This window comes from Sedimentitalea nanhaiensis DSM 24252, from assembly GCF_000473225.1.
GTDB lineage: Bacteria > Pseudomonadota > Alphaproteobacteria > Rhodobacterales > Rhodobacteraceae > Sedimentitalea > Sedimentitalea nanhaiensis.
In genome coordinates this window covers 3,873,316-3,894,876 of sequence record NZ_KI421509.1, presented here as the reverse complement: position 1 = coordinate 3,894,876, position 21,561 = coordinate 3,873,316, and the positions used below count along the sequence as shown (strand labels likewise).

Genomic DNA, 21,561 nt, shown 5'->3' with positions numbered 1-21,561 from the left:
TCACAGCGGATGCCCCTTGTTCGACTCAAAAAAGGCTACGCCGACAAAGGTTTGATTCATATGGACACCGCAATGTTGTTCACCAAAGGTGTTGAATCCAAGGACCCTCCGATTGCGAAAAATGCCCGACACCGCCGCGCCCAACTGCTTTTGCTCGATTTCGAGCTTGCGCAGCACACAGTCAAACCCAAGGATGAAATCGGGTTGTCGGCCTTGGGCGTCGCTGATGCTCAGGCCGGCTTCCAGCGTCTCGATGATCTCTTGTCCACGGCCCAGTGTCATGATCAGCCCGTCATCTATCGCCGCCAGAAACGACAGCGCGTGGCTGTCGGTGACATCGCTGACGGCCCGAACGTAATAGTTCATGTTGTGCCGCACCAGCATCGGGTTTTCTGCAAATATCTGCGGCGACAGCTGGGCGACGGAACAGCCTACCAGCCTTGCATATTCATCCGCTGCCGGGGCACCGTTGATTTCATAGACCAGCCGGTCTTCGGGATTGGCGCGGGTGATCACCAACTGCGTCTCGCCGGGCAGAAAATGGTCGAACCCCAGCCCCTGAAATTGCAGATTGGTCTCGAGCAGCAACAGAACCGCCGCATTGCGGTGAAACCGGCCCCCGTGCAGCACAAAGGTCTTTTCGAACAGCAGCCCGTCGGCTGCCGAGCCACCAAAGATCGGCAGCCCATCCAGAACGGTTTCCAGGGTCGAGACCAGAAGATCCTCTTGTTTGGACAGCCCGTCCGAGAAAATCAGCGCCAGGCGATTCCAGCTTGCGGTGTGAGAGAATCGGTCAGTGTGGCGTTTCGCCATGGCTGCGATCTCGGGGATCGACAGCGGGGCCAGCGGTTCGATCAGCATCGAGGCACAGCGGAAATGGGCCTTGGGAAAGGCCAGAAGCAACAAAGTGTCGGTCTCATATCCCTGCGGCGTGATCTGACCGGCCGTCGTGCAACCGAACACCGGAACCCCGCCCAACGCCGCATCCAGCCCTTGGGCCAGCGCGTCCAGATCGTACCCTTCTGGCGCAAAGGCCAGTGCAAAACAGGTATCGGTGGCATCAATCTGTGCCGCTACCTCGTGCACGGCATCCACGGCATTGCCCGCGCTGGAGCAGGCGACCTTGACAAAACTGGGGTCCGATAGAGCGTTTCGCATCTGCGTCTATTGGTTCAGAAACACGCGTGCTTCGGGCATGTCATCGCCTTTGGCTGCCGCGAGCACTGCACTTTCCACCATCACTGCGGCCTGGGTGCGGTTCTGCACCCCAAGCCGACGCAGCAGGGCCGTGATATGGGCCTTGACCGTGGCTTCGGCCAGCGACAACTCATAGGCGATCTGCTTATTCGGTTTGCCGGCGCAAATCAGTTTCATGATGCGCTGCTGTTGCGGTGTCAGCGCGGCCAGTTTCGGGTGCACCGCTTCGCCGCTGACCGTCTTTTGTGCGCTGCCTTCGGGCATACGATAGCTTTTGGGCACATATTTCCGCCCTGCGGCGATTTCAGTCAGCACAGTCTTCAGGGTCTGCGCCGAGGCATCCTTGCTCAGAAAGCCGGCCGCGCCTTCTGCTAAAAGCGATTGCACCAATTCGACCGAGGCCAGCGAGGAAATCACAAGAATCGGCGTATCCGGCAGTCGTGCGCGCAGGCTGACAAACCCGGAAATGCCGGTGACATCGGGCAGTTTCAGATCGAACATCACCAGATCCGGGCGCAGGTCGGTCTCCAGAGCGGCCAAGGCTTCGCCCAAAGTCCGGGCCTGCCGGATGGCGCTGTTCGGAAACACCAGCGTCAGCGCAGAGGCCAGCGCGTCACTGTAGAGGGGGTGATCATCAACGATCAGAACCGATGATACCGAACCCGGCGGGGCCGTTACATTCATATGTCGCATTGGTCGTCCTCCCAACAGAAGGCTAGCCCAACGGTGACATATTTCAACCGTACTCGGTGACTCGGCAGCGGGTTTTTGCACTTCCGATACCCTGGATACGCTCTAGCCCGCTCTCATGAAGGATCGGGCAAAGGCCGTGAGGTTCGGTTTCGGCGCATTTGGGGCATAAATTGCGCGGTCCAGATCGGCCAGCATCTGAACACGTTTTGCAGACGGGCCGTCGCGCCGCAGCAATGCCGCCGCGCTGCGTCGAACCGTTTCCAGACGGCCGGAGCGTGCGGCCTGGCGCAACTGCCGCACCGCCGGGTCGAGAACGGAAAACCGATGCAAGGCGCGTATCCCGACCGGCCGCCAGCCCTTAACCGCAACTGCCGACCCGAGGCCAAATACCGCCATGGCAAGTGCCGCAACCGGCCAGCCCGGCAGAGTTGCGGGTGGCGGCGGTGGTCCGGTTCGGGCGGTCGGATCAGGCACACCATCGGCCCCATAGGCGACACGCTGCGCCGAAATCGCCACCGTGCGCTGTTCGCGCAAGGCGGTGTCGAAATAGGATAGCGTGAAGGGTTCGACAATGGTGGATGTGCCATTGGTTGGCCGGATGGTCCAGCGCCAGAACGCATGGGTCACCGGCCCGTTGGGTGTCAGTTCAATCAGGCGCTTGTCCGGATGCGGAAAGATCATTGCCGAAGGCGAGCGCAAGTCTGGCATTGGCGGGATCATCTCGGGCGTGACCCCCAACGCCGTGACACGTATCATGCGCAGCACGCCTTCACCCGGCGCGAGCTGGTCGGGCGTATTCGACCAATGGTCGGCCACCTTCAGCCGCGCGGTCGGGAACCACCAGCCGTCGGCACCCTGTGCCGGAGCGGGATCAACCGAGATCGTCACCGGCTTGGATTGGACCGGGTAATCGAACCAGTCGTCACCTTCGTCCGTCAGGGTCAGATGATGCACGAAGGGGCCGATGGTCAAACGGCCGGGGCGGTCGGGATAGATCGCCATTCGCCGCTCCATGACCTTGACCTTTTCTCCATTGATCCGGGTGTCTGTCCATGTATCTTGCCCCAGCTGGGTCCAGCTGAACCCCTCGAAATCCGGCTGCTGCAGGCGTTCAAGTGTGATGTGACGTCGATAAACGCCGCGGATCGTAATTAACACCATCTCGCGCTCGTATCTCTGTGCTTGGGGGGCTTGCACGCTCACGCTCAGCTGCAGCTGGCCCGGCAGAACGGTGTCCGATTGCGCCAGCGCATGCAGCGGCCAGATCAGCAGTACGGCCAGAAACCATCTCATCGCGGGTCCTCCGGTGCCGGGGCGGACAGACCCAGCTTGGCGCGGCGCTTGTGTTCATGGGCGATCCGCGCCGCCAGGTATTCGCCCGGTACATCCGATAGCTGTTGCAGCCAGCGGTCGTCGGCCACCATGAACTTGTCGTCAAAGATGCGCCGCACCTTCTGCTCGCCGCGACTGGCCAGTTCGGCCATGCTCAGCATGGTGGTGGCATTGGTTACATCACTGCCGGTGCCGACGGCGCGGGCAGCGCCGCGTGCGACGAAAGACTCGGCCTGCGGACCTTCGCCTTTCCGATCCGGAAACAATGCCAAGGCGTCCGGATCGATCCCAAGACTGGCATAAAAGGCCGCGATCACCTCGAAATTGGCGAGCGCATCCGGATTGCCCGCCGCGATTGCCACGTCATAGGATTCGAGCGCAGCGGCATAGGCTCCGCGTTGCGCTTGGGCATTTCCCAGATTGTAATGTGCCCCGGCCTCGGCAAAAGCCTGCGCAGCGCCGGCCATGTCCTTGGCACGATACAGCGCCACGCCGCGCCAGCCGGGATCGGAAAACAGTCCTGCTGACAGGCCCGGCAAGCCCGCCGCAAGCAACAGGCGGCCAAAGGGTGCGGTGCCGCCCAAAACCGATGCCAAGACCAGGCAGGCCAAGGTGAGGGCCGCCAAGCCCCTCATGCCGGTGACCTTCGGAACAGAAGAAGCAGTGGAAACAAGGCCAGCGCCAGCAAATAGCGACCGCAGTCTTTCCAGAACAACAACGGGTAGTCCTGTTGCTGCAATCGAGTGCGCGCCGCATCCCCCAACCAGGCCGCCAATGCGTCAGTCTGCGCAAGCGTAAAAACCTGACCATCACCAACCCCCGCATGTGCCAGCATCTGCGGGGTCGGATCCGTGAGCGAGACCAGTGACAGCCGCGCGCCCTGTTCCGCGATCCGCCCGGTCTGTTGCAGGGACTGTACATCCAGTCCCGCGCCATCGGTGAACAGGACCACATCGCCGGCAATCACCCCGGCGTCTTGCAGCAGCCGCACCGCCAGTTCCAGACCGCGTTCAGGGCGCGAACCGGGATCGGGCACGGTCTTTGGGTCGATCAGGGAAAAAGTTTGCCCCAACTGTGTCTTGTCCGCGGTCATGTCGGTTGCGACATAGGCGTCACCGCCATAGACGATCAGGCCCCCCGGGCGCGTGCCGAGCGCGGCAATACCGAACCGCCCCATGGTCGACATCTGCGTCCAGCGCGCATCCTCGGTGACGCTGGCCGAGGCATCGACCACAAACAGAACCCCATCAAGATTGCGAAACGATACCGTGTCACGCCGTTCAAACGCCGGACCGGAAAGCGCCAGCATCGCGATTGCCGCTGCCGCCAGCGCCGCCCCCGATGACAGACGGCTGGCACCGGGATCGATCCGCCCCAGCACCGTCAGGGCCTGAAGCAACTCCGGATTCGCGATGCGCGCCCAATCGCCCAATCCGCCCCGGTAGCGAAACAACCACCCGCCATAAGCAGCCAGAGCGATCAGCGCCAACAGCCACAGCGGGCGCAGTAGGGTCAGATCAAGTGCACTCATCCGGCCTCCCTCCAGGCCAGCAGCAGACACAGCAGGGCGGCCAGCGCGGCGGGCCAGATCCAGTAGTCGCGCCAGACTTCTGCGGCCAAACCATCCGCCGGGTTTGCCTCAAGCCGATCCAGCGCTTCGGTCACCGCAACCAGGTCCCGAGTGGTCCGAACGCGGAAACTCTGCCCGCCTGAAACCTCCGAGATCGCCTGCAGAGTCTGGGCGTCGACCACGCCGCGTTCACCCGCTTCGGCGGTGTCCAGATCCTTGGGTCCCAGAGCAATAGTGTGAACCCGCACGCCCATCCGCGCGGCCAGCTCTGCAACGCCGCGCGGGTTGGTCGCACCCGCATTGTTGACGCCATCCGACAGCAGGATCGCCACCCGCGAGGCGGCATCGGACCGGGCCATGCGTTTCAGCGCCAGCCCCAAACCATCCGAGATGTTGGTCGCGCGCCCGGAGATTCCGATGGTCGCCTCTTCGATGCGGCGGGCCACCGCTTCGACATCGAAGGTGAAGGGCGCGGCGTAATACGCTTCTGAACCGAACACGATCAGCGCCACCCGGTCCCCGCCCCGGCGGCGGGCAAAATCCGCGCCCACGGTTGTGACCGCCTGCAGACGCGTGATCCGCTCGCCGTTCAGATCGAAATCGTCCCGCACCATTGATCCGGACAGGTCCAGCACAATGGCCAGATCCCGTCCGCTCACCTTTAGCGCGGAAACTGGCGACAGGTCACGCGGCCCGGCCAGGGCCAGCAACATCAGCACCCAGACAGCCCACAGGGTCAGTCGCGCAGGCCGATCCGTGGAGGCACCCGCCCCCGCCCCGATCAGAGACTCGCCGATCCGCTCGGGCACCATGAGAGCCCTCCCGCCATTGGCGCGCGCTCCCAGCAGCCGGATCGCGGCAAGGGGCAGCGGTAGCAACAGCAAGACCCAAGGATCGGCCAATTCAAACATGGCGCTCGACCTCGGCCTGCAGGGTTTCCAGATCCAAACTGTCCCGCGGGCGATACAGCCGGTCTTTCAACAGCGCATACCGTTCCGGCGCATGGTCGCGAAGCAGATGCAGGCATGCAATTCGGCGGGCCGGTTCAGGCAGTGCAGCCAGGGCCGCCACCCGGTCCGCCGCGTTTGGTACCCGTGCGGTCGGGCGGCGCAGGCTGAACAAGCGGAACAGCGATGCCAGCAGCAACGCCGCAAGACCGGCCAGAGCCACGGCGGCGGCGATCTCCGCAATGTTGTCTCCGGCAGTGCCGGGCGGCAGGTGGATGTCGCGCAACCCGGCCAGCATAGCGGTTTCGCTCAGTCCGCTCTCGTTCATGCCGCGCGATCCGGTGGAAAAGCCGCGGCGATGCGGCGTGCGGTGTCTGTGACCGGGTCGCCCGCATCCAGCACCAGTGCCGGTCGGCCTGCAATCTGCACAATGGGCCTGGCCGATTGTTCGGATGCAGCGCCCAATCGAATCCGTGCGCGCCGCCCATCCGGCAAGCGGATCGGATATCGTCCCCGCGGCAGATGGCGGCTGTCGGCATCAGTGATCAACACCAGGCGCGGCGTGCGGCGCCGGGCCAATGCATCCAGCCGATCGGCCAGGTCTTGCCCCGGCACATCGAAACCCGAAGCCAGGACCAACTCGGATCCCGCCGGCGCGAACCGGTCGGCGCGCGTCAGCCCGCCGTCCAGAGGGTGGTCCCGGATCATTCCGGTCTGAACCGCCGCAAGACCGGCATGATGGGCCTGAACCATGCCACCTATCACATCCAGCATGCCGCGCGTGCGCCCGCGCGGCGGAACCACGATCGGATCAGTGGGAGTGATCGCCAACAATGCCACCCGCCCACCGGTCTCGACCACGTTCCAGCCGATCATCGCCAGTGCCTCGGCCGCCGCCACCGAGCGAAAGGCGCGGCGGATTCCCCAGAACATCGCCGGGCGAAAATCGGCGACCAGCAAGGTGATGCGATCACGTTCCTGTTGAAACTGACGAATATGCAACCGCCCGGTGCGCGCCGTGGTGCCGCGATCAAGATGGCGAATGTCATCGCCGGGCACATATTCGCGTATGTCGGCGACCTCAAGCCCATGGCCCTTGCGCCGGGTGGTAAAGCCGCCGGGCAACGCCGACAGCACCGGGGCCGCATCGGCCATCAGCGCAACGCGGCGCAAAGAAATCAGCGCATCGGCGCTCAGGGCAACGCCCGCGACCGATAACGCCCGCTTCACAGCGGTTCGACGCGGGCCAGTATATCGGCCACCACGTCGCGCGGTTTACGTCCCTCGGCCACTGCGCGCCAGGTCAGAACCATGCGGTGCGCCAGCGCATCGGGGGCCAACAACGCAACATCTTCGGGCAGTGCAAAGTCGCGCCCCAGAAGAAAGGCCCGCGCCCGCGCCGCCGCCGCCAGCGCCAGCGAACCACGCGGTGACACGGCATGTTCGATATCCCTGGCCAAGTCGCCCTCGCGGGTGGCGACCACCAGCCGCACGATGTAATCGCGCAGTTCAGGTGCCAGATGCACTTGGCGTACCTTGGCGCGTGCCGCATTCAGCTCGGCCAAAGTCATTCGGTGCGGTATGGACGTGCCCCCGCAAGCCTCGGCCTCGACCAGATCCAGGATCTGCCGTTCCGTTTCGATATCCGGCAAGGTCAACAGAACATGCAACAGGAAGCGGTCCAGCTGGGCCTCGGGCAAGGGAAAGGTCCCGTCATGTTCGATCGGGTTCTGCGTCGCGACGACCAGAAACGGGTCGGGCAGCGGATGGGTCTCGTTGCCGGCTGTGACTTGGTTCTCCGCCATCGCCTCCAGCAGCGCCGACTGCACCTTTGGCGGGGCGCGGTTGATTTCGTCCACCAGCACCAGATTGTTGAACACCGGGCCTCGCACGAATTCAAAGCTGCCGTTCTGCGGGCGATAAACCAACGTGCCGGTCAGATCCGACGGCATCAGGTCCGGAGTGCATTGGATGCGGGCAAAGCTGGCTTCGACCGCATCCGAAAGCCAACGCACCGCCCGTGTCTTGGCCAATCCGGGCGGGCCTTCGACCAGCAGGTGCCCGCCGCAAAGCAGTGCAACGAGCAAACGTTCGATCAGCTTTTCGTGTCCGATCAGGCCTTGCGCCAACTGCGCGGCCAGTAATCCAGCGCCCTCGGGCGGGTCAGCCGGTCGTATATCCATCATGCCTCCCTGCCACATAGGCTGCGGCCCTCTGGAGCCTAGCCTATGCCGCGTGGAGCGTGCGGCAAACACCCCCATAGGTCTTATCCGCGCCTCTGTGTCGGCGACGGAAGATGTGATTTCTTGGGGCCGCCGCCCCCCCGCCCCGCATTGATTTTTGCAAAATAGATTGCTGGTGCGGTTGATCGGGGCGACTCGACCCCGACCCCGACCCCGACCCCGACCTAAAGGCATTTGTTTTAAAACCTTTTATCAAGTTCGGCAGCCATCCCGATGTCGGCATCGCCCTCTGGGCAGCAGCCTGACTGCCCATTAACCCGGTTCATGGGGTTCGCTTCAAGCTTTCCGGACCTACGCCCGCATCCTGCAACTGTTCCCGATCCGGCAGGTCACGCAGCGATTGCAGATCGAATGCAACGAGAAACTGGTTGGTCGTGACAAATGTGTAGGGTGCTCCGCGTCTCGGGCTGCGCGGGCCAGTGGCGATCAGGCCGTGCGCGTGGAGCCGCCCTATCAGGTCGCGATTGATCTCCTTGCCAAAGATGTCCTTCAACCCATCGCGCGTGATGGGCTGATTATAGGCAATCGCCGCGAGCACTGCGATGTCGAATTCACGCAGATCCAGATCTTGCCCGCCCGCATCGGCCGCCGCACGGATTACAGCGGCATAGGCAGGCCGGCTGCGCAGACCCCAGGCGTCAGCGACCCGGGTGATTTCATAGGGCCGGTCTGCCAGATCTGCCGCGAGGTCCTGGACCAACAGGTCCACCGACGCCCCCTGCCCCACTACCCGCGCCAGGTCTTCGCGCGGGACCGGTGACGCGCTGGCGAACAACACCGCCTCGATCCGACGCATCCACTCGCGCCACCGCAGTTCAGGCGGCAGTTCTTCCAGTTCACGATCCAGGCCGGGCTCGGATTGATTCTTGGCCATTTGGGGCCGCCTGCCCGTGCCGCGAACCTGGGCCTCAGTGCCGCCGGTCATGATTACACTCCGTACAGTCGAAACGTGTCGCGCCCGGTGAGTTCGCGCACCGCCCCCAAGTCTACCAGACGGTCGCACAGCCGCCGCGCCGCGCGATCGGACATGATACCGGACAAGGCGACGGATGGTGACAGCGCGTCTTTGGTCAGAAACATCTGCACCGCCGGGCCTGCCGCCTTGGCCCGCAGTTTCGGGGTCACGGCCTTCAGTTTGGCGGTCCGCCGGGCCAGATCCGAAGCGGTCGTTGCCGCCTGATCGGCCGAGGTCACAATTGAGCGGTGGCAGGCCAGTCGCAGATCGGCACCGGTCTGGCGCAGATCCCGTCCGGTCAAACCGGCAGCCAACAGCGGCAAAGCATGATCCCACCCGACCGCCCGCGCGAGGGCCGAATCGGCCAGAATCAGCGCCACCGTGTCTTCGCCCGGGCACTCGGTCAGCACGGTCTGCAAAACCTGCGCCGCGCGCGCCACCGGTCCGCCGCGGCCGCCTCTCAGCCACCCCGGCAGATGGTTGGCAAAGGTTTCGGGCAACGCCCTTTTCAAGGTCGCCACCGAAATCGGTCGCGCCACCGAACGCCGCCATTGCTGAAAGACCGCGCCAGCCGGTCCCGGTTGGTCGCCCGGGCGCAGCATATGTACCTCGTCGCGCATCGCCGCCGTCTGCTCGGGTCGCCCGGCCAAGGCCAGGCAAGACTCTGCCGCGCGCAGAGCCAGACGCTCGCGCAACAGGGCATGGGGAACTGTCGCGCGGGTCAACACAACATGCAGTGCTGCCAAAGCTCCACCAGACAAAAAAGCCATGTCTTCAGAAGTTTCAGCACGGATCGAACTTACCCAACCGGGAAGATTCTGTAAGCTGTCGAGGTCACTATTCAGACTGGGTTGGATATATGTCATACGGGAAAGCGTACCTCATGACGGCGCTTGTTTCCACATCGTTCACCACTAACCGCCGCTGCATTTTCAACTCTGCCGAAAATGGACGCGCATCTGCTTGGCATCGTGACCATATCGAATGCCTGCGAGTCCCTGTCGGCGGTGGGCCTCGTTCAGGTGGAACTACAATGCGACGAAAGGCTACGGGGCCGGTCTGGCCATCGCCAACATGGTGCGCGAACAATCCGGCATCAAAATGGAAATCACCTCGCCCCACCCAAATTCGGATCGAAGGTTCCCGGCCAGCTTGCAACTGCCGATAACCTATCGCTCGCGACTGCTGCTGGGTTTGCGATTTCGCGATTTCCTGATCATTTCTTGAAGGTCGACCGCCATTGTCCAATGAGGCGCAGGCGCCTGTGCTGGTCTCCGGCAACAAGCAGGGTAGGCTCAATGCGGATGTCGCGTCGGGCGCTTATGGGAAGGCCAGTTGCCTCGCTGTCCTCGAGATCCACGAGTTTACTTTTGGCGAGAACGGATTGACCTTCCGAAGAAAGAAGAAAATCCAGCAGGTCCGCAGACGCCGCCGGGTTTCGAGCTCCACGAGGGATCATATAGGCGCGTGACAGGAAAAGCGTGTAGTCCTCTGGTTTGATGACGCCAATGTTTTCCGAAGCGATGGCGTCCACATAGGACCCCAGCACATTGTAGGCGATAAGATAGCGCCCGGTGGCAACCCTCTTGATGATTTCTGCGGAACAGCAGGTCGCGATGGCCCGGCTGCGGGCGAACCCCTCTAACAGCGCGCCGAAGGTTGTCGCCTCGAGACTGTCTGCGAACGCGAAAAGGTAACCCAGCCCAGATGCTTCTATGTCATAGGTTGCGATCTTGTCTTGATATGTCTGACCACGCTGGCGCATCAGATCGAGCAGTGCAAACCGTGTGCGGGGGACCTCACTCTCGGGCACCAGGCTGGTGTTGTAAATGATAACCGCGGCTTCGTGGGTGACACCCCACAATTCGTCGCGCCAAATCCGGGAAGGCGCAAGCGCCGCAGTCAGATCCGACCTGTATGGGCTGGCGCATGCACGATTGACCAAATCGACCATCTGGTGAATTGCCGACGAGAACACTGCATCGGCCTGTGCCACCTCTCCTTTGCATGCAGAAAGACTGTTCGCATAGAGCGCGTTTGAGCCCCATTGCTCATAGATGACTGAGACCATTGGATTTTTGGCGACAAATGCCTGAAGTGCGGGCCGCAGGATCAAATAGTCCGTTGTTGAGCGGACAACCAATGCCGTAGCAGCCTCGCCGGCCGCCGCAGGGACGAGTTCCACCGCTTCCTGCGCGGTGACCGGGGCCTGCGTGGCAAGGACCGCGACGAGAATCCTAAGCAGATTGCGGATCATGTGGCACTTTCCCCGGATACCGGAAGCTCGATCGCGGCACAAAACCCGCGAGAGGTCCGGTCGAAATGAAGCCGTCCGGCAAACGCCTCGGCCACCGACTGCGCGATGGACAAGCCCAATCCGGTGCCGCCGGAAACGACTGAGCGCTCGAACCGCTTTCCAAGACGCGACAACACATCCGACGAAGGCCCAGTTCCAGCGTCCTCGACCCAGAGAGACGCTGTAATTCCGTCCAGTGACACGCCTATTCGGATCGGTGGCTTGCCATGCCGCATCGCGTTGACCAAAAGGTTCTTGGCAGCCTCGCCCAATGAAATCTCATCTGCCATGACAACGACAGGATCGGGGCCGATGACCAATTCAACCTCGATCCCGGGCGCGATCAACTCATGGTCGCGCTCTTCGACCACCGCCAATGCAATGTCGCGCAGATCCACCGGGACAGGGGGCGCATTGTCGGTCCGGTGAATGACCAGCGCACGCGACAGGATCTGATCCAGCAGGTCGCCAAGCGACCGGGTTCGCCGCAACAAATGCTGAAGCCTTTGCGCCTGTCTTTCGGGCGGCTCTTGTTCCAGCGCCAGTTCTGCCTGGGCGCGGATCGCAGCAACCGGCGTCCGCAGTTGGTGGGCCGTATCCGAAATCAGATGACGCATGGAATCCACCTGTCGTTCCAGCCTCAGCATAAAGCGGTTGAGAGCGACGAGCATGACGCCCACCTCTGCCGGAACATTGGTTTCCATTGGCGTCAGGTCGTAGGGATCGCGCGCCGACAATTCGTCTGCGATTCGGCCAAGTGGGCGCATGGCCGAGCGCACGACGAGAAACGCGATCAAGATCAAGGCGACGCCGGCAAACGCAGCGGCGGTCATTGCCCTGCTCGCCAGATCAAATGCCATGGCGTTTCGCGCTTGCAAGGTTTGCCCCACAATGACCGAAACATTGCCCGAAAAGTTCCGTTCTGCAAAGCGCCGGACAACAGCTACAAAACGCGCAGGCTCGCCCTGCATCCGTTCATCATAGAAAAACGTGTCGCTGCCTGGGCGGTGCCGGCCCTCCGGTATCCGCGCGGTGTTATGACCGGTGAGCAAATTTCCAGATGGTCCACGCACAGCATAGGTGATGCGGTCATTGGACGCGAGCCCGAGGAGGGCAAAGGCCGAGACCGGAAGATCGGCCAGCGGCGCGCCATCGATCACGTTTATGGATTCGGCAATGTCCTGTGCCGCGCCGACCAGCAGTCTGTCGTAGGCTTGGCGGGCGGCGGCGCGCCCGTAGGACCAGGATGCGAGCGCAACGATAATCCCGCCGATGGTCAGGACGGCAAAAACAGCGATCATGACACGCGACAACAAGGATCGTTGGGTTGCTATTGCCTCAGTCATCCTCGCAGATCCGGTAGCCGAAACCGCGCTGGGTCTGGATCGCGACACCGGATCCGGAGATTTTCTTTCGGAGCCGCGCAATGTAAAGTTCGATTGCGTTCAGACCGACATCCATCTCGCTGAATGCGAACAGCCCCTCATACAGGCGATCTTTGCTCAGAACCTGCCCCACCTGACGCAGAAGCAGGCCCAACAAAGCCGCCTCCCGTCGGGTTAAATCCAGCCTGTCGCCAGAGATTTCGGCAGTCTGCGACGAGGGCCAATAGCTGAGCGGACCCAAGCAAATGACATCGCGTTTCTGTTCGTTGTTCCGGCGCGTCAAGGCACGCAGCCGGGCTTCGAGTTCACGCTGATCGAAGGGCTTGACCAGGTAGTCGTCGGCTCCCAGATCAAGGGCTCCGACACGGTCATCCACCGAGAACTGGGCCGTGAGCATGAGCACCGGAGTCCTGTCCCCGCGCGCCCTGAGCTGGCGCAACAGTTCGGTGCCGGTTCCGTCGGGCAGATTGATATCCAACACCGCGGCATCGTAACGTTGCACCGCAAAGAAATCCTCGGCCGTTTCGACATCGCCTGCCAGATCGCACGCCATGCCGACCCGCCCCAATCGCGCGGCTATGGCTTCGGCCAGATCTGCAGCATCTTCCACAATCAGGATTCGCATGATTCGTCCGCTTCCTCCCGATTTGGACGTTGCTTTCACGGTGAAAAATGCTGTGACAGCTTGGTGACAGGATTCACTGGTAAGGTTCTTTTAGCCCGCCAGGAGAGCGCTGCAAACCGCAGTCGTATCGGCGGCGCAGCATCCGGCGTGCGCGAGCGCCAGATTTGCCCTACGGAGGAGATAGAGAATGTTATTCAACGCAAGCAGGCTGGCAATCGCAGCCGCGATTTTGTGCACATCCACACTGGCCGCATCGGCCCAGAATTATTCCCCCGAGAACCCCGAGTGCATTGCGCCTGCCAACCCCGGTGGCGGTTGGGACTTTACCTGCCGTCAAGTCGGAAAGTCGTTGCAGGATCAAGGACTGCTCGATTCGACCATGCAGGTTGTCAATCTCGCGGGTGGCGGTGGCGGTGTCGCCTTCGCCGAGGTCGTGAACAAGCGTGGCGATGACAATGATCTGATCGTTGCGGCCTCTTCGGCAACCGCAACCCGTCTGGCGCAAGGTGCCTACCCGGGCAATACCATGGATCAGGTGCGCTGGCTTGCCTCGATCGGTGCGGATTACGGTGTCATCGCAGTGGCCGCCGACAGCGAGATCGCTGATCTGCCCCAACTTCTGGAAATCATCAAGACCGACCCAACAGCGATTTCCCTGGCTGGTGGCTCTGGCGTTGGTGGCTGGGATCATCTAAAAGTTCTGATCGCCGCACGCGAATTTGGCGTCCAAGACGTCCGCACGGTGAAATATATCGCTTTTGATGGCGGTGGGGAGGCCGTAACTCAACTGCTGGCAGGATCGGTCCAGGCTTTCACCGGCGACCTCTCCGAAGCCAGGGGCTTTGTGGAAAGCGGGGACATCCGCGTCATTGCGGTTCTGGCTCCCGAACGTCTGGGCGGCGAATTTGCCGAGATGCCGACCGCGAGAGAACAGGGCATTGATGCCATCGGTGCAAATTGGCGTGGCTTCTACGCGCCCGGCGGCATGTCCGATGCGGCGTATGATGCATGGGTTGCAAAAATCGCCGACCTCTACGCGTCTGACGCATGGAAAGAGGTCATGGAGGCAAATGGTCTTGCTCCGCTTGATCTGCAAGGGGCTGCCTTTGAAGAGTTCGTTTCGAGTTCCGTGAACCAGATTCAACAGATCTCGAGAGAAATCGGCATTATCAAGTAAGCGCTGCACGCTGACTGGTTACATCCGGAGGCGCTGCGGATCCACGCGGTGCCTCCGATCGAACACTTCTGACATATCCAGCCAAAGGAGATCTCAATGAGCGATCGTATTTTCGGCATCTTCGGCCTGCTCCTCGCCATAGGTTTTGCCTTTGCCGCCTTCACGATTGAGGAGAGTTTTCTTTCCGATGCCGTCGGCCCCAAAGCCTTCCCCCTGATCGTGGCCACAATTCTCGGGCTTTCGAGCCTTGTGATTGCGCTGCGGCCCGATGCCGAACCCGATTGGCCTGCACTTCGCCGTCTGGTGGAAGTCGTCTCTGCAGTGGTTGTGATGGCCCTCTACGCAAAGCTGTTGCCCGTTGCCGGTTTCGTGATCGCCACGGCCCTTGCCGCGACCTATCTCTCTTGGCGCTTGGGATCGCCCTTGGTTGGTGCCATCGCGACAGGCTTTGGCACTTCGATTGGCATCTATGTCGTTTTCCATCTGGTGCTGGGGCTTTCGCTCGCCCGCGGCCCACTCGGTTTCTAAGGAGGCGCTGCAATGGAAACTTTCGCAAATCTCGCAGACGGCTTCGCCATCGCACTGACATGGCAGAATCTGCTATTGGCATTGCTCGGCTGCTTTCTGGGCACTGTAATGGGGGCTTTGCCCGGGCTTGGACCGTCCAATGGTGTGGCAATTCTGATCCCTCTGGCCTTTACCCTGGGGTTGGGCGCGACGCCGTCCCTCATTCTTCTTACGTCGGTATATTACGGTGCGATGTATGGAGGGCGTATTTCGTCGATTCTGCTCAACATTCCGGGCGATGAACCCGCAATGATGACATGCTTGGATGGCTATCCAATGGCCCAAAAGGGCATGGCAGGCCAAGCGCTGTCACTCTCCGGCATTGCCTCTTTCGTCGGGGCGTTCTTTGCCACATGGGGCTTGATCTTTCTCGCGCCGCAGTTGGTGAAAATTGCACTGTTGTTTGGACCTGCCGAATATTTCGCACTATTTGCACTGGCCTTCATGACCTTGGGCGGCGTGTCCTCGACCAATCAGGCCAAATCCGCCTTTGCAGCAGCCCTCGGACTGGGCCTCGCGACGGTTGGCGTCGATACGCAAACCGGCGTACCGCGATTTACCTTTGGAGAGGTTCACCTTTATGACGGTCTTGATTTCCTTGTGGCGATCGTGGGCCTCTTCGCCTTGTCCGAAGTCTTTATTTTCCTCGAAAACCGCCATGGCAATTCCGACGCAAAAAAGAGCAAGCTGGTCATCGGTCGGCTCACCACGCCGCTTTCGATGCTGAAGACCTGCACACCCACAATGCTTCGCACCTCGGTTCTGGGTTTTCTTGCCGGGGTCCTGCCGGGTGCAGGCGCGTCACTGGGCTCGTTCATTTCCTACTCGATGGAAAAACGGCTTGTGGATAAGGAAGGCACATTCGGAACTGGCGACCCACGCGGCGTAGCCGCCCCCGAAGCTGGCAACAACGCGGCAGCCGGGGGTGCGCTGGTGCCGATGCTGGCCCTTGGGGTCCCCGGATCCGGAACCACTGCGGTTCTCTTGGCAGTCCTTCTGTCGCTTAACATCACGCCGGGCCCATTGCTCTTTGCCAACAACCCGGACGTGGTCTGGGGCCTGATAGCAGCACTTTTCATTGCCAATTTAATGCTTCTGGCAATGAATATCCCGATGGTCAGCCTGTTCACACGACTTCTGCTCATTCCCCCGCGCATCCTGATGCCAATCGTTGCGATGGTTTCCTTCGTCGGGATTTACGGCATATCCGGATCCTCGTTCGATCTTTTGGTAATGATCGGGTTCGGGGTCATGGGTTGGGTGCTTCGTAAACTCGACGTGCCTCTGGTCCCGATCATTCTGGGTACGTTGTTGGGGAACGCGATGGAAAACAACCTGCGCCGCGCGATCACCATCGACAATGGAAATTGGTTCACCCTGATCGACAGCCCGCTTGCAATCGGCCTTTGGGTAGTGGCGATAATCGGTTTCGTTCTACCCCTGATTTTCGGGCGCAAGGTTCGTGCTGGCATGCACCAAAGAAGAGATGAGGAAAGTTCTATAACAGACTGATCATAAAATATAATCCATCTTAAAGGGGTGCGAAGTCATACGGGTTGTACAGATTTTTGCGAATGTACGCTCTTGTCCTTTGCATCCCTTTTTGCACGGGGGTCCGGCACCGCTGGCAGTGATAGGTGATACAGGTTTAAGTTCAATTGCTCTAGATGTGTAGTGCCCGCCAAGCCGCCGCCTCGCCTCAAGTGCCAGTTCGCGCGGACATCGCAAATGAGGCGCCTTGAACCACTCCCGTCTCCGTGCCGACAGCTCGCGGATGCGCACCGTAAACTTAATTGGTCTGGGCTGTTGCTGGTGTCGGTGTTCGGCTTCAGCAGGATGGTCAGTGGTTATCGGGGGGCTGGCTGCGCGCCTCGGCAGCGAGGCAGTTGAGATTGGGAGAGGTCAGGCTCTCCAGGAACGCTTCGAGATCGCCAAGCTCGGCATCCGACAGCCCGAGCGGATAGACGAGCGGGCTTTGTTCGGGATGTCCCGGCCCTCCCTCGTTGTAGAAGTCGAGCACCTCGCGCAACGTATTGAATCCGCCATCGTGCATATAGGGTCCGGTCATCGCGACATTCCGCAGCCCGGGCGTGCGGAACTTCCAGCGGTCGGCGGGGTCCTCGGTGATCTCGTAACGGCCAAGATCGGCTTCGCGCTTGCTGCTGACAGAGGCAACGCGGTCGAAATCGACATCTACAAAGACACCTGGGGCCAGCTGCACCCGGGTGGTTTCGGGTGGGTTCTGCCGCATCTCTTCGCGCAGAAAGCCATAGCCGGTATCGTGAAAGGCCTGATCGGTGAACAGCGCGTGGTCATCTCCTATCGGATGGCATCCGGCGCAATCGGCCTTGCCGGTAAAGAGTTCGAACCCGCGTTTCTGGGCCGGGCTCAAGGCGTCGGCCTCGCCGCCATAGTGCCAGCGGTCGAAGGGCGCATTTCCCGCTAGCAGGCTGCGCTGATAGGCGGCCAGCGCCTGGCCCATCCGGTCCAGCGACGCCGGTGCTCCGAAAGCACCCTGGAAGCGGGCGTGATAGGTGCTGTCGCGGTTGAGGAACGAAACCACCCAGCCAGCCGAGGGGTTGGCCATCTCGTTGCGTGCCACCAGCGGCGCGATGAACTGGGTTTCCAGCGTCTCGTCCCGCCCGTCGTGAAAGAGCGGATTGAGAAAACCGACATTCAGCAGTGTGGGCGAGTTGCGCTTGACGCTGCGGCCCTCGACGCCCACGGCGCTCTGCAATTTCCATGTGGTGAAGGCCTGTTCGGGTACGTGGCACATCGCGCAGGACATGGTCTTGTTGATCGACAGGCGCCGGTCGAAGAACAGCTTGCGACCGAGTTCGATCTTGGCCGCAGTCGGCGGGTTGTCGTCGGGATGCGGCATCGGCGGCAGGCCGAGCTGCGGGACCTGGCTGCGGATAAGCGCGCGTTCGGCCCAGTCGCCGTCGCTCTTTGAACAGCTCGCCGGATCAATCGGCGTCGGCAGCCCGGCGCTGCCGGGCTGTGGTGTCAATTGCGTCGCGGGGCCCCGCGTGGTGGTGGCCAGATCCGTGGCGCTTTGCGCACGGGCCGACGCTGGATGCAGAACCACACCCGTCAGGACAAGCGCCCGAAGACATGCCCGCCCCATCATTCAGATCAGCCCTTCTTCCATCATCAGCGTTTCGACATCTGTCATCAGAAGCCGCGGGTCGATCAGGCCCAGCCCGTAGATGTTGCGGATCTGACCTGCGCCATCGACGAGGAATATACGCAGCAGGTGGCTGATGTTTTCCTGATCCTTGCTACGGTCCACGGCCTGACCATACCCATTCAGGATGGGCTGAAGCTCCGCCTGTCCGGAGGTGGTGAGCACATGCCATTCCAGCTTCTTGTCGGCATTGCCATCCGAGATGACCGGATAGGCGAAAGCCTCGATTGCCTCGACCGTGTCGCGTTCGGGATCGAAGCTGAGGGTGACCAGTTGCACCTTGTCGCGCAGTTCGGGCACCAACATGCTGGCATCGTGGATGTCAAACAGCGTCGCCATCGCCAGCGGACAGCCGTTGATGTCGCCGCAATTGAGATAGACGAAGCTGACCAACGAGATCTTGCCCAGGGTAATCTCGGACAGGGTCCGGGCCTTGCCGTCGATGTCGAGCACATTGCCGTTCGGGGCGGTCTTGATCCGGTGCAGCGCGTAGGTGCCCGGCTGCGGCGGATCGAACTGGAACTCCTCGCTGGGTTCAAAGACCGAGGACATCGGCCGACGCTCGCCAAGCGAACTGCGCGGTCCGCCCAGCCAGAGGGCCAGCGCCACGGCCCCGAGAGAGGCCAGCACGATCGCGGCAAGGGCCGGTTTTGTGAACATTGCGAAACCTCGTGACTGGATGCGGGACCTACAGGGTGGGATCCCGGGGCCCACCGTAGCGGGCCTCGGGGGTTTACATTGCGCCGAACGCGCGATCAGCTATAGAGCGCCGCGCTGCCGAAACGCATGAGATGAGCGCGACCCAGCTGCGCTTCGTAGAAGTCGATCTCGAAATCGTCGACGAGTTCGCTGCCATTCCACTTATAGGCCTTGAGATACTGGGCGTCGTCGGCGCCCTTCTTGTCCCAGTTGCCCAGCAGCGACGAGGTGTAGTAAACTCGCTCGCCGTCCCAGCTCTGGCTGACCATGTTGACCTGGCTTGCGATCTTCTTCTCGTAGATCTGCTTGGGGTTATGCGGATCCGACACATCGAACAACCGCGTTGTCCCATCCATGAAACTGTTAATCCACAGCGTCTGGTCATCGGCAGCCAGCGAGATGTCCACCGGTAGTGGAATATCCGCCGGATTGCCGATATCGGCAACCGCTTTGGCCTGCCATTCGCCCGCGTCATCCTCGTAAATCAGCCACAGCTTGGACGTAAGCGCGGTGGTCGAGAACGCGTAGTTGGCATTGGGTCCCCAGGGGAAGCGGACCTCCAGCGGCGCGCCGGGGACGCTGAACACTTTCTTGGGCTGACGGGTGTGCAGATCCCACTGAACCATGGTTCCCCCAAAACGCTTCATCGCTTCGGCATCGCCCAGCATCTGGCCGAAATCCATCATGTAGTTCGACCAGCCGGTGAAGGACGAGGTCAGCATGATGTTCTTGCGAATGAGGGCGCGCACATCATAGCCGTATCCGTCGGCTACGGCGCCGTCAGCAGCGACAGCACCCTGCATGTCATCGGCGGTGGGCATCCAGTAGGTTGCGACGTATTCGCCGTCATCGTTGTATTCGACCAGCGCGGTCCGCCCGCCGTGATCCTCATCATTGCTGAGACCGGTGATCATCATCCGCCCCGGCAGGGCAAAGAATGTGTGTGGGCCAACGCAGCCGCCCGAATCCTTGACGAAGCTGTCGATGGTCTTGTGCAGGCTGGGCTTGGACGGATCGGAATGCACATCGAAGATGAAGATCCGGTTGGTATCCAGCCCGCCAGCCCAGAGATAGCGCCGGTCTGAGTTGAACCCGGCGTGGTGCGCCTCGTTACGCCCACCGACCGAGACCGAGTTGATCACCTGCCCGCGTGTGTCGGAGTTCGGGCGCAGGTCGACGGTGACCATCTTGTCCTGTTCATCGCCCATGCCCTCGACGCCCAGCGTCCATATATAGACATATTCCTCATGGCCGGTGATCATCGGCATGTAGGGTGACTGGCAAGTCTCATCCGCCGAGACACTGAACGGCATCGCCGTCAGGGCAAGGGCCGATACAGCCATTCCTCCGAATTCTCTTCTTTTCATGGTTTCCTCCTCGTTGACATGATCGCTTAGTTTCTATGACGGCTGTCTATCCCGCCAGATTTCGGGCTCCGGATAGACCGGTGCTGTTTCCAGAACGCTGCATTGCTGTACCGCCGCCGAGGCCCGCTGTGCCTGGGCGGTCAGAACCGGCAGAATTCGGTTCTGGATCTGTGGCGTGATCCGAGATGACGGTCCGACAACCCCGATGCTGAACACCGATCCCAGCCGATCCACTTTGACCGGAACCGCCACGCTGGTGACACCTTCGTCGATTTCACCTTCGCAGACCGCAAAGCCATAGCGGCGAACCTGGCTCAATTCCTTTTCCAGCAACCCGAGATCGGTGACCGTTTTTGCGGTGAACCTAATCGGAGCCACATCCATCAGCTCCTCGCGCAGATCGGGGGCCAGGAAGGCCGCAATCGCCTTGGCCGAGGAACAGGCGTGTACCGGTCGTGGCCCAAGCCCGGGATAGATGTGCGACACCGCCGGATCACTGGGGGTTTCCACCGCCACAATATCCACCCGACCGCCCCGATAGCGGGAAAAAAACGCCGTTTCACCCAGATCGTTCACGGTTTTCTGTATCATGGCCGCGACGGCCCTGATCACATGACTGTCTGCCTTACCGGTCAGAGCGATCCGCACGAAACGCATGCCCAGCACATAACGGCTGCCACCGTCGGTTTCGTCCAGAAAGCCACAGTCCACCAGCGAGGCGACATTCCGGTAGATCGTCGCCTTGGGCAATCCGGTGATTTCCATCAGGTCCCTGACACTCACCGGCGCAGAGGCTCCGGCAATCGCTTCGAGCAGGTGTATGAGCCGTTCTTGCATGTGATTCCCAAATACCAGACCATTATATCATAATATGAGAATTCGATTCAGAAAAGAAAATCCTTGTCACCCCAGCGGCCCCGCTTGAGTGGTCCAAGTCAAAAGCTGGTACATAGGTAGGCCTTTGGTCCGTCGGGACGATGGCCTCTGGCACAGGTGGGCGTCAGTCCAGTGCACTGTGGGGTCGCTTGGTATTATAGCGTTTTCTCCAGCTTTCGACAATGATCTGGGCTCACGGAGCGAATGGAATACTGTACCGTTCAGCACTTCATCCCGCATCCGTCCCTTGAAGCCCTCGCAGGGTAAACAGATCCGTCAGCGCGTGCGTCTCAGGCAGGTGCCGGACAGGATCGCCGTCTCATCCGGGATGCGGTCCACCGGTTCCAGTGCCTGCGAACCGGCGCTGTCGTAGAGCATCTTACCGTCCATGGGATCGCTGAGCGCACACGATCCGCGCCGCTCAGTCTGTTCCGACCCGCTCAGA

General features: G+C 61.3%; 22 protein-coding genes and 1 pseudogene. 4 read left to right on the top strand and 19 right to left on the bottom strand.

Annotated elements, in window-relative coordinates; all coding sequences use genetic code 11:
• The 11 genes from NANH_RS0121280 to NANH_RS0121230 form a co-directional block, all read right to left on the bottom strand.
• Window positions 1-1,158 (bottom strand): FIST N-terminal domain-containing protein, encoded by a 1,158-nt coding sequence (locus NANH_RS0121280; RefSeq protein WP_027263857.1) that lies wholly within the window; start codon window positions 1,156-1,158, stop codon window positions 1-3.
• 6 nt (window positions 1,159-1,164) lie between these two features.
• Window positions 1,165-1,890: a LuxR C-terminal-related transcriptional regulator gene (locus NANH_RS0121275; RefSeq protein ID WP_027263856.1), complete on the bottom strand. Its 726-nt coding sequence runs from the start codon at window positions 1,888-1,890 to the stop codon at window positions 1,165-1,167.
• A 102-nt stretch (window positions 1,891-1,992) separates the two neighbouring features.
• Entirely contained in the window at window positions 1,993-3,183 is a 1,191-nt protein-coding gene (locus NANH_RS0121270; RefSeq protein WP_027263855.1) for a BatD family protein, read from the bottom strand.
• Window positions 3,180-3,857 carry a hypothetical protein gene (locus NANH_RS0121265; RefSeq protein ID WP_027263854.1) on the bottom strand — a complete coding sequence of 226 codons (678 nt, stop codon included), beginning with the start codon at window positions 3,855-3,857 and terminating at the stop codon, window positions 3,180-3,182. Before NANH_RS0121265 ends, NANH_RS0121270 begins: the two co-directional genes overlap by 4 nt.
• Complete coding sequence (locus NANH_RS0121260) at window positions 3,854-4,753, bottom strand: VWA domain-containing protein (protein ID WP_027263853.1); 900 nt, start codon at window positions 4,751-4,753, stop codon at window positions 3,854-3,856. Before NANH_RS0121260 ends, NANH_RS0121265 begins: the two co-directional genes overlap by 4 nt.
• Window positions 4,750-5,703 carry a VWA domain-containing protein gene (locus tag NANH_RS0121255; RefSeq protein WP_027263852.1) on the bottom strand — a complete coding sequence of 318 codons (954 nt, stop codon included), beginning with the start codon at window positions 5,701-5,703 and terminating at the stop codon, window positions 4,750-4,752. Before NANH_RS0121255 ends, NANH_RS0121260 begins: the two co-directional genes overlap by 4 nt.
• The gene (locus NANH_RS0121250) at window positions 5,696-6,067 is read right to left on the bottom strand and encodes a hypothetical protein (RefSeq protein WP_027263851.1); all 372 of its coding nucleotides are present in this window, start codon (window positions 6,065-6,067) and stop codon (window positions 5,696-5,698) included. The genes NANH_RS0121255 and NANH_RS0121250 overlap by 8 nt, the downstream gene beginning before the upstream one ends.
• The gene (locus NANH_RS0121245; RefSeq protein WP_027263850.1) at window positions 6,064-6,969 is read right to left on the bottom strand and encodes a DUF58 domain-containing protein; all 906 of its coding nucleotides are present in this window, start codon (window positions 6,967-6,969) and stop codon (window positions 6,064-6,066) included. Before NANH_RS0121245 ends, NANH_RS0121250 begins: the two co-directional genes overlap by 4 nt.
• Window positions 6,966-7,922 carry an AAA family ATPase gene (locus tag NANH_RS0121240; protein ID WP_027263849.1) on the bottom strand — a complete coding sequence of 319 codons (957 nt, stop codon included), beginning with the start codon at window positions 7,920-7,922 and terminating at the stop codon, window positions 6,966-6,968. Before NANH_RS0121240 ends, NANH_RS0121245 begins: the two co-directional genes overlap by 4 nt.
• A gap of 322 nt (window positions 7,923-8,244) precedes the next feature.
• Window positions 8,245-8,856: an SMC-Scp complex subunit ScpB gene (gene scpB / locus NANH_RS0121235; RefSeq protein WP_027263848.1), complete on the bottom strand. Its 612-nt coding sequence runs from the start codon at window positions 8,854-8,856 to the stop codon at window positions 8,245-8,247.
• 53 nt (window positions 8,857-8,909) lie between these two features.
• Window positions 8,910-9,803, bottom strand: coding sequence for a DUF1403 family protein (locus NANH_RS0121230; protein WP_027263847.1), 894 nt, complete (start codon window positions 9,801-9,803; stop codon window positions 8,910-8,912).
• A 118-nt stretch (window positions 9,804-9,921) separates the two neighbouring features.
• Between NANH_RS0121230 and NANH_RS0121225 the strand changes: the two genes are divergently transcribed.
• Window positions 9,922-10,164, top strand: a complete 243-nt coding sequence (locus tag NANH_RS0121225; protein WP_027263846.1) for a BPTI domain-containing protein — start codon at window positions 9,922-9,924, stop codon at window positions 10,162-10,164.
• Here NANH_RS0121225 and NANH_RS0121220 read toward each other — a convergent pair.
• From NANH_RS0121220 to NANH_RS0121210, 3 genes are read right to left on the bottom strand one after another with little or no spacing between them, the layout of a single operon-like run.
• Complete coding sequence (locus NANH_RS0121220; protein ID WP_027263845.1) at window positions 10,154-11,194, bottom strand: ABC transporter substrate-binding protein; 1,041 nt, start codon at window positions 11,192-11,194, stop codon at window positions 10,154-10,156. The genes NANH_RS0121225 and NANH_RS0121220 overlap by 11 nt on opposite strands.
• Window positions 11,191-12,579, bottom strand: coding sequence for a sensor histidine kinase (locus NANH_RS0121215; RefSeq protein WP_027263844.1), 1,389 nt, complete (start codon window positions 12,577-12,579; stop codon window positions 11,191-11,193). Before NANH_RS0121215 ends, NANH_RS0121220 begins: the two co-directional genes overlap by 4 nt.
• Window positions 12,572-13,243 (bottom strand): response regulator transcription factor, encoded by a 672-nt coding sequence (locus NANH_RS0121210; RefSeq protein WP_027263843.1) that lies wholly within the window; start codon window positions 13,241-13,243, stop codon window positions 12,572-12,574. The genes NANH_RS0121215 and NANH_RS0121210 overlap by 8 nt, the downstream gene beginning before the upstream one ends.
• Before the next feature lie 187 nt (window positions 13,244-13,430).
• Here NANH_RS0121210 and NANH_RS0121205 point away from each other — a divergent pair, with 187 nt between their 5' ends.
• The 3 genes from NANH_RS0121205 (at window position 13,431) to NANH_RS0121195 (ending at window position 16,499) form a co-directional block, all read left to right on the top strand.
• Window positions 13,431-14,420, top strand: a complete 990-nt coding sequence (locus NANH_RS0121205; RefSeq protein ID WP_027263842.1) for a Bug family tripartite tricarboxylate transporter substrate binding protein — start codon at window positions 13,431-13,433, stop codon at window positions 14,418-14,420.
• 96 nt (window positions 14,421-14,516) lie between these two features.
• Entirely contained in the window at window positions 14,517-14,948 is a 432-nt protein-coding gene (locus NANH_RS0121200) for a tripartite tricarboxylate transporter TctB family protein (RefSeq protein ID WP_027263841.1), read from the top strand.
• Between the two features lie 12 nt (window positions 14,949-14,960).
• Window positions 14,961-16,499, top strand: coding sequence for a tripartite tricarboxylate transporter permease (locus NANH_RS0121195; RefSeq protein WP_027263840.1), 1,539 nt, complete (start codon window positions 14,961-14,963; stop codon window positions 16,497-16,499).
• 328 nt (window positions 16,500-16,827) lie between these two features.
• On the opposite strand, the gene NANH_RS26825 is transcribed toward NANH_RS0121195, so the two are convergent.
• From NANH_RS26825 to NANH_RS29395, 5 genes and pseudogenes are all read right to left on the bottom strand, one after another.
• Entirely contained in the window at window positions 16,828-18,117 is a 1,290-nt protein-coding gene (locus NANH_RS26825; RefSeq protein ID WP_051372535.1) for a cytochrome-c peroxidase, read from the bottom strand.
• A complete protein-coding gene (locus tag NANH_RS0121185) occupies window positions 18,118-18,834 on the bottom strand; it encodes an SCO family protein (RefSeq protein WP_027263839.1) in 717 nt (238 codons plus the stop codon).
• A 95-nt stretch (window positions 18,835-18,929) separates the two neighbouring features.
• Window positions 18,930-20,240 (bottom strand): methanethiol oxidase, encoded by a 1,311-nt coding sequence (gene mtoX / locus NANH_RS0121180; protein ID WP_027263838.1) that lies wholly within the window; start codon window positions 20,238-20,240, stop codon window positions 18,930-18,932.
• 33 nt (window positions 20,241-20,273) lie between these two features.
• Window positions 20,274-21,077 carry an IclR family transcriptional regulator gene (locus tag NANH_RS0121175; protein WP_027263837.1) on the bottom strand — a complete coding sequence of 268 codons (804 nt, stop codon included), beginning with the start codon at window positions 21,075-21,077 and terminating at the stop codon, window positions 20,274-20,276.
• Window positions 21,078-21,240: 163 nt separating this feature from the next.
• A pseudogene (locus NANH_RS29395) lies at window positions 21,241-21,377 on the bottom strand (integrase core domain-containing protein); the annotation flags it as partial.
• Window positions 21,378-21,561 lie beyond the last annotated feature (184 nt).

Coding starts and splice junctions, on each gene's coding strand:
- NANH_RS0121280 (WP_027263857.1), bottom strand. CDS start 1,158: ATGCGAAACGCTCTATCGGACCCCAGTTTTGTCAAGGTCGCCTGCTCC.
- NANH_RS0121275 (WP_027263856.1), bottom strand. CDS start 1,890: ATGCGACATATGAATGTAACGGCCCCGCCGGGTTCGGTATCATCGGTT.
- NANH_RS0121270 (WP_027263855.1), bottom strand. CDS start 3,183: ATGAGATGGTTTCTGGCCGTACTGCTGATCTGGCCGCTGCATGCGCTG.
- NANH_RS0121265 (WP_027263854.1), bottom strand. CDS start 3,857: ATGAGGGGCTTGGCGGCCCTCACCTTGGCCTGCCTGGTCTTGGCATCG.
- NANH_RS0121260 (WP_027263853.1), bottom strand. CDS start 4,753: ATGAGTGCACTTGATCTGACCCTACTGCGCCCGCTGTGGCTGTTGGCG.
- NANH_RS0121255 (WP_027263852.1), bottom strand. CDS start 5,703: ATGTTTGAATTGGCCGATCCTTGGGTCTTGCTGTTGCTACCGCTGCCC.
- NANH_RS0121250 (WP_027263851.1), bottom strand. CDS start 6,067: ATGAACGAGAGCGGACTGAGCGAAACCGCTATGCTGGCCGGGTTGCGC.
- NANH_RS0121240 (WP_027263849.1), bottom strand. CDS start 7,922: ATGGATATACGACCGGCTGACCCGCCCGAGGGCGCTGGATTACTGGCC.
- scpB (WP_027263848.1), bottom strand. CDS start 8,856: ATGGCCAAGAATCAATCCGAGCCCGGCCTGGATCGTGAACTGGAAGAA.
- NANH_RS0121230 (WP_027263847.1), bottom strand. CDS start 9,803: ATGACATATATCCAACCCAGTCTGAATAGTGACCTCGACAGCTTACAG.
- NANH_RS0121225 (WP_027263846.1), top strand. CDS start 9,922: ATGCCTGCGAGTCCCTGTCGGCGGTGGGCCTCGTTCAGGTGGAACTAC.
- NANH_RS0121220 (WP_027263845.1), bottom strand. CDS start 11,194: ATGATCCGCAATCTGCTTAGGATTCTCGTCGCGGTCCTTGCCACGCAG.
- NANH_RS0121215 (WP_027263844.1), bottom strand. CDS start 12,579: ATGACTGAGGCAATAGCAACCCAACGATCCTTGTTGTCGCGTGTCATG.
- NANH_RS0121210 (WP_027263843.1), bottom strand. CDS start 13,243: ATGCGAATCCTGATTGTGGAAGATGCTGCAGATCTGGCCGAAGCCATA.
- NANH_RS0121205 (WP_027263842.1), top strand. CDS start 13,431: ATGTTATTCAACGCAAGCAGGCTGGCAATCGCAGCCGCGATTTTGTGC.
- NANH_RS0121200 (WP_027263841.1), top strand. CDS start 14,517: ATGAGCGATCGTATTTTCGGCATCTTCGGCCTGCTCCTCGCCATAGGT.
- NANH_RS0121195 (WP_027263840.1), top strand. CDS start 14,961: ATGGAAACTTTCGCAAATCTCGCAGACGGCTTCGCCATCGCACTGACA.
- NANH_RS26825 (WP_051372535.1), bottom strand. CDS start 18,117: ATGATGGGGCGGGCATGTCTTCGGGCGCTTGTCCTGACGGGTGTGGTT.
- NANH_RS0121185 (WP_027263839.1), bottom strand. CDS start 18,834: ATGTTCACAAAACCGGCCCTTGCCGCGATCGTGCTGGCCTCTCTCGGG.
- mtoX (WP_027263838.1), bottom strand. CDS start 20,240: ATGAAAAGAAGAGAATTCGGAGGAATGGCTGTATCGGCCCTTGCCCTG.
- NANH_RS0121175 (WP_027263837.1), bottom strand. CDS start 21,077: ATGCAAGAACGGCTCATACACCTGCTCGAAGCGATTGCCGGAGCCTCT.